The following is a 6,419-nucleotide window of genomic DNA, read 5'->3' on the forward strand; positions in this document are numbered from 1 at the left end:
GTCGAACTCGCGGATGAACGCCCGCCAGCGCAGCGGCACGCCGAGCCACGCCACGCGGAAGTCGTAGACGCTCCCCGCCCGCATCGGCGCCGGCGGCGCGAGGAGACGCAGGCGGAGGGCGGGCGGTGCGAGCCGCGGGAGATTCGCGGGATCGGCGAAGAACGCGAACACCTCGACGCGCGGTCGGGCGAGCCACACGCGCGATTCGAGGATGTGGTCCGCCATGACGCGCGGCTTATGATAGGCAGGTGCCCCCACTCAGTCAAACGCGCGCGTACGGCGCGCTCGTCGCGATCGCGGCCTTGTGGGGCAGCTATCCCGCGACCGGCAAGCTCGCGCTCGAGGACTTCCCGCCGTTCTTCCTGGCGGCCGTGCGCTGCACCGTCGCCTCGTGCTTCCCCGCGTGGCTGCTCACCCGCGCGGGGGCGGACGCGCTCCGCGGCCTCTCGCCGCGCGCGGTGCGCGTCTTCCTCGTCCTCGGCTTCGCGGGGATCTGGGCCTCGACGCAGTGGAGCTACGTCGCGTACTACTACACGACCGCGGGGAACGCGGTGATCCTCCAGGCGGCGTCGCCCGTGATGGTGGCGCTGACCGCGCGCGTCTACCTCGGCGAGCGCCTCCGCCCCGTCCAGTGGGCCGGCGCGGCCGTGTCGGCCTTCGGCGTGCTGCTCGTCGTGACCAAGGGGCGGCTCGCGGCGCTCAGGCTCGAGGAGCTCCACGGCGGCGACTTCATCACGCTCGCGACGCTCATGGGCTGGTCGGTCTACACGGTCTACGGCAAGCGCGTCCTCGGGACGCTCTCGCCCGCCCTCGCGACGACCGGCGCCTACCTCGTGGGGACCATGATGATCCTGCCCACCGCGCTCGTCGTCGCCCCGCTCTACCCGGCGCCGCGCCTTTCCTCGTCCACCGCCTGGGCCGTCGTGCTCTATCAGGGCCTGATCGGTGCGGTGGCCCACGTGTGGTGGTACCGCGCCGTCGAGGTGGTGGGACCGAGCCGCTCGGCGGTGTTCATGAACCTCCAGCCCCTCGTCGGCATCGGGCTCGGCGGCGCTCCTCGGCGAGGGGATCGGGCTCTGGCAGATCTTCGGGACGGCGTGCGTGCTGGCCGGCGTCGCGCTCACGACCCGGCACGGCGAGGCGCTCCCTCGCCGTGCCGGCGACGCTTAGCCGACCTTCCGGACCTCGGCGAGGATCTTGTCGGGCTGGGGCAGCTCACCCTTGCCGTAGCGCTCCGTGAAGCGGACCTTCCCCTGCCCGTCGACGATGAACGTCGCGCGCACGTTGGCGTTCCAGTCGGGCCAGTAGACGCCGTAGTCCCTGGCGACCGAGCGCTGGACGTCGGAGAGGAGCGGGTAGTGGCTGATGCCGACCGCCTTGGCCCAGTTCTCGTGGCTGAAGGGGCTGTCGGTACTGATACCCAGCACCTGGGTATTGGCCGCCTGAAAGTCGCTCACGCGCTTGTCGAAGGCGGGCATGCAGGTGCTTCAGCCCGGCGTCCAGTCCAGCGGGTAGAACAGCAGCACCACGTTCTTCCCGCGGAAGTCCTTCAGGCTCACCTCCTTGAGCCCGATGGTCTTCAGCGTGAACTCGGGCGCCGCGTCCCCCACGTTGAGGGTCTTGTTCTCCGTGCTCACGTGTTCGATCCCCCTTTCGCGAACCGTCTCGGTGCGCGCGTCATGATAGCACGCTCGCCCGCGCGCCCCGCGGGCGCCGGCGGCTTCCGCACCGCCGCCCACGCGCGGTGCCGGCGCGACTCGAGCGGCGCGTCGGCGAGGCCCAGGTACCCCGCCGCCGTCACGACGGCGCCCGTCTCCCAGAGCCGCGCGAACCGCTCGGCGAAGCGCGTGTCGCGGAGGGCGTGATGGTCCATGATGACGCGGCAGCCCGTGGCGTCGAGGACGCGCAGCAGGTTCTCGATCCCCCGCTCGACGACCGCGGCGCCGAGCTCCCGCTCGATATAGGACGGCGGGCCCGAGAGGTAGAGGAGCGTCGGCCGCTCCTGGATCAGGTACGCCGCGGCGACGGGCGAGAGCGGCCCCTGCACGTCGGACGCGAACACGAACCGGTCGCGCTCCGCCGGGTCGGTCAGCGTGAGCACGAGGACGTACCCGAGCCGCGTCCCGTCGGCGCCGTGCGGGAGCGGCGGGGACACGCTGAGCTCGAGGTCGAGCGTCCGCCGTCGGGATCCGTCGGCGCTCTGGACACGCGCGACCGGGCCGAGCGCCGCCCAGAGCTCGGCCGCGCGCCGCGCCTGGAGGCCGGCGATCATCCGCCGCGGGTCCTTCACCAGCACCGCGCGCCCGGCGTACGTCGCCGGGTCGGAGCGGAAGTGGTCCTCGTGGTAGTGGCTCACGAAGACGAGGTCCGCGCGGGCGGCGTAGGCCGAGATGCGGTCGTTCGCCCGGCGCAGCGCCTCCCACTCCTCGTCCGAGGGCGGCAGGTTGAAACGCGCGGGCGCGAGGGTCGCGCCGGGATCGATGAGGACCCTCGTCTGCCCGACCTCGACGTAGGTCGCCATCGAGCGCACGCCGAGCGACTCGGCGGCGAGCGGAACGATTTTCAAATACAGCGACCGCCGTCGACCTCGAGGCACGCGCCCGTGATCATCGCCGCCTCGTCGGAGGCGAGGAACACGGCGGCGTGGGCCAGGTCGTCGGGCTTGTTGAGCCGGCCGAGCGGCACGGTCGCGATGTAGCGGGCCATCCCCTCCGCGTCCACTTCCTTCTTGCCCATGAAGGTCGCGAGCATGGGCGTCTCGGTCGCCACGGGCGCGATGGCGACGACGCGCACCCCGTAGGGCGCGCACTCGAGCGCGAGGCTCTTCGTCAGCGTCACGACCGCGCCCTTCGAGGCGGCGTAGGTCTGCCCGCCCGGACGGGGCCGGATGGCGGCGGTGGACGCGGTGACGAGGAACACGCCCCGCTTCTGCTTCTTCATGACGGCGAGCGCGTACTTCGCTCCGAGCCAGACGCCCTTGACGTTGACGGCGAAGATCCTGTCGAAGATGGCCTCGTCCTGCGACTCGATCGGCGCCGGGAACTGGGGCACGCCCGCGTTCGCGACGAAGATGTCCAGCGCCCCCCAGGTGGCGACCGCCTTCTCGACCATCAGTTGGTTGTCGGCGCCCCGCGTGACGTCGGCGCGCACCGTCAGCGCCCGGCCCCCGGCCTTCTCGATCTGCTCGACGACCGCCTTGGCGGCCATCTCGTTGATGTCGGCGACGACCACGCGCGCCCCCTCGCGCGCCATCGCGAGCGCCGTCGCGGCTCCGATGCCCGAGCCTGCTCCCGTGATCACGGCGACCTTCCCGTCGAGTCTCATGATTGCCCTCCCAAGTGCCCGACGCTAGAGGAGGAGTTCGGCCATCGTCCGCGCCGCCAGACCGTCGCCGGCGACCATCAGGGTGGTGACCCCCGAGGACGTCCACTCGGCCAGGCGCTCGCGGATCCGCTCGCGCGGCCCGCAGAGCGCGACCTCGTCGACGAACGCGTCGGGCACCGCGGCCTCCGCCTCGGCCTTCCGGCCCGCGAGGTAGAGGTCCTGGATCGTCTTCGCGGCCGCCTCGTAGCCGTAGCGCCGGGCGAGGTCGTTGTAGAAGTTCCGGCCCCGCGCGCCCATGCCGCCGACGTACAGCGCGAGCTTCGCCTTGACCGGCTGGCGGCACGCGGCCACGTCGTCGCCCACGACGACCGCCACCATCGGCATGACGTCGAAGCCGGCGCCGGACCGCCCCGCCCGCCGGAAGCCCTCGTCGAGCCACTCCCTGAACATCGGCATCCGGCGCGCGGAGAAGAACGTCGGGATCCAGCCGTCGGCGATCTCCGCGGCCAGGGCGACGTTCTTCGGCCCGATCGCGGCGAGGTAGATCGGCAGGTCCGCCCGCCCGTGGAGGATGGACTTGAGCGGCTTCCCGAGGCCCGTCGCGTCCGGGCCGGCGTAGGGGATCTGGTAGTACTCGCCACGGTACTCGAGCGACTTCTCGCGCCGGAAGATCGCGCGGACGATCTCGACGTACTCGCGCGTGCGCACGAGCGGCTTGCCGAAGGCCTGGCCGTGCCAGCCCTCGACGACCTGCGGCCCCGAGACGCCGAGGCCGAGACGGAAGCGCCCGCCGGAGAGCGCGTCGAGGGTCATCGCCGTCATCGCCGTGGCCGCCGGCGTGCGGCCGGCCATCTGCATGATCCCGGTGCCCACGTGCAAGCGCGTCGTGCGGGCCGCGATCCAGGCGACCGGCGTCACGGCGTCCGAGCCGTAGGACTCCGCGGACCAGACGGAGTCGTAGCCGAGGCGCTCGAGCTCGAGGATCTTTTCCATGTCGAGGGACATCCGGGCGCCCGAGTAGTTGAGGGTGAGCGCGAGCTTCATCCGCATCCTCCCCACGTCCGAGCCATGCGCCGCCGCTGCCAGCGGTGGGCGCGAAGGACCACGCGGCCCCGGCGAAAGGCGACACCCTCCTGCTCCAGGAGGATCCGCTGCGTCAGCATGCTGGCGGCGCGCGCCCGCCGGCTGATCCCGCCCCGCGCGTTCACCACGCGGTGCCACGGCAGGTCGCCCGGACACCCCCGGAGCGCCCGGCCCACCGCGCGCGCAGCGCGGGGCCGCCGGAGGAGCGCCGCGAGCTGACCGTACGTGGCCACGCACCCGCGCGGGATCTGCCGGACGAGGCGGTACACCGCGCGCCGGAACGCTAGGCCGGCGGCGATCCGGCTCCGAGCTCCCACAGGCGCGCGTAGAGCCCGCCGAGCCTCAGGAGATCGGCGTGGCTGCCCTCCTCGTGGATCCGGCCGCGATGCAGGACGAGGATCCGGTCGGCGTTCTGGACCGTCGAGAGGCGGTGGGCGATCGTGATGCTGGTCCGCTCCTGCATGAGCCCCGCCATCGCCTGCCGAATGAGCGCCTCGGACTCCGGATCGACGCTCGACGTCGCTTCGTCCAGCACGAGAACGGCCGGATTGTACACGAGCGCCCGCGCGATGGCCAGCAGCTGGCGCTGTCCGTGCGACACGTTGCCGCCGCGCTCGGTCAGCACCTCGCCGAGCCCGCGCGGGAGCGTCGCGACGAAGCCCGCGGCGCGCGCCGCCTCGACGGCGCGGTGGAGCTCCGCGGCCGGGAGCGCGCCGTCGGCGCTCAAGCGCAGGTTCTCCTCGATCGTCCCGGTGAAGAGGAGCGCGTCCTGGAAGACGATGCCCACGTGGCGTCGGAGGCTCACGAGGTCCCACTCGCGCACGTCCACGCCGTCCACGAGCACCCGGCCCTGCGCGACGTCGTACGACCGGTTCAGGAGCCGCGCGCACGTGGACTTCCCCTCGCCCGTCGCGCCGACGAGCGCCACGCGCTCGCCCAGCGCGACGCGGAAGGCGCAGTCGGCGAGGACCCACTCCTCGCCCGCGTACGCGAACCAGACGCCGGCGAGCTCGACCGACGACGCGCGGCGTCCGGCGGCGGCGCGCGGCGACGCCCCGGCGGGCGACACGATCGCCGGCGCACGATCGAGGAGACCGAAGATCCGCTCCGCGGACGCCATCGCCGCCTGCATGACCGTGTACTTCGCGCCGAGGTCGCGGATCGGCAGGAAGAACCGGTTGGTGTACTGGATGAACGCGACCAGCGCGCCGAAGGTGACCGTGCCCGCGACGATCCCGCCGCCGCCGTACCAGATCAGGAGCGCGAGCGCGATCGAGCCGAGCGCCTCGACCGAGGCGTAGAGCAGGGCCTCGTAGACGGTCGAGCCGAAGAGGGCCCGCCGGTACGCGGCGCTGGCGTGGCGGAAGCCCGCGTACTCGTGGCGCTCGCGCGCGAACAGCTGGATGACCGTCATCCCCTGGAGCGACTCCTGGAGGACCGCGTTCAGGTGGGCGAGGTGCTGGCGCACGCGGCGGTAGGCGTCGCGCGCGCGGAGCCGGAAGTACGCGGCCGCGACGAACAGCACCGGGACGATGGAGAAGGTGACGAGCGCCAGGTGCCAGTCGATCCAGAGCATCACGGCGACGACGCCCGCCAGCGTGATCACGTCGGCGACCACGGCGAAGAGCCCGCTCGTGAACGCCTCGCTCACCGCCTCGACGTCATTGAGGACGCGCGTCATGAGCCGCCCGACCGGGTTCCGGTCGAAGAAGGCGGCCTCGAGCCGCAGGAGGTGCGTGAAGACCAGGCGGCGGAGGTCGTGGATCACGAGCTGGCCGGTGAGCTGCATCAGGTAGGCCTCGAGCCACCGGCACGCGTAGAGGAGCGCCAGCACGCCCACGTAGAGGCCCGCGATCCAGCCCAGGCCGAGCCAGTCCGATTTCAGGATGTGCTCGTCGATCGCGATCTTGAGGAGGTAGGGCTGGGCGAGCTCCGCGACGGCGATCACCGGAAAGAGGAGCGAGGAGCCGACGATGAGCGCGCGGTGGGGCCGCGCCGCCCGCCAGAGGCGG

7 protein-coding genes are annotated in these 6,419 nt (G+C 72.4%); all 7 read right to left on the reverse strand.

Annotated features, from left to right (window positions below):
- A partial coding sequence (locus VKG64_10720) for a CDP-paratose 2-epimerase (protein ID HKB25516.1) occupies positions 1-225 on the reverse strand: 225 nt, incomplete at its 3' end.
- Between the two features lie 941 nt (positions 226-1,166).
- Complete coding sequence (locus VKG64_10725) at positions 1,167-1,739, reverse strand: peroxiredoxin family protein (GenBank protein ID HKB25517.1); 573 nt, start codon at positions 1,737-1,739, stop codon at positions 1,167-1,169.
- The gene (locus tag VKG64_10730; protein ID HKB25518.1) at positions 1,634-2,566 is read right to left on the reverse strand and encodes a hypothetical protein; all 933 of its coding nucleotides are present in this window, start codon (positions 2,564-2,566) and stop codon (positions 1,634-1,636) included. The genes VKG64_10725 and VKG64_10730 overlap by 106 nt, the downstream gene beginning before the upstream one ends.
- Positions 2,563-3,324, reverse strand: a complete 762-nt coding sequence (locus VKG64_10735; GenBank protein HKB25519.1) for an SDR family oxidoreductase — start codon at positions 3,322-3,324, stop codon at positions 2,563-2,565. Before VKG64_10735 ends, VKG64_10730 begins: the two co-directional genes overlap by 4 nt.
- Before the next feature lie 24 nt (positions 3,325-3,348).
- Complete coding sequence (locus tag VKG64_10740) at positions 3,349-4,368, reverse strand: LLM class F420-dependent oxidoreductase (protein HKB25520.1); 1,020 nt, start codon at positions 4,366-4,368, stop codon at positions 3,349-3,351.
- Positions 4,365-4,724 (reverse strand): MGMT family protein, encoded by a 360-nt coding sequence (locus tag VKG64_10745; GenBank protein ID HKB25521.1) that lies wholly within the window; start codon positions 4,722-4,724, stop codon positions 4,365-4,367. Before VKG64_10745 ends, VKG64_10740 begins: the two co-directional genes overlap by 4 nt.
- On the reverse strand, positions 4,691-6,419 hold a 1,729-nt coding region (locus VKG64_10750; GenBank protein HKB25522.1), incomplete at its 5' end, for an ABC transporter ATP-binding protein. The genes VKG64_10750 and VKG64_10745, both read right to left, overlap by 34 nt.

It is taken from the genome of Candidatus Methylomirabilota bacterium (genome assembly GCA_035260325.1).
Classification (GTDB): domain Bacteria; phylum Methylomirabilota; class Methylomirabilia; order Rokubacteriales; family CSP1-6; genus AR19.

Excerpts from the sequence above, each read along its gene's own strand:
- VKG64_10735 (HKB25519.1), bottom strand. The coding sequence starts at position 3,324 with ATGAGACTCGACGGGAAGGTCGCCGTGATCACGGGAGCAGGCTCGGGC.
- VKG64_10740 (HKB25520.1), bottom strand. The coding sequence starts at position 4,368 with ATGAAGCTCGCGCTCACCCTCAACTACTCGGGCGCCCGGATGTCCCTC.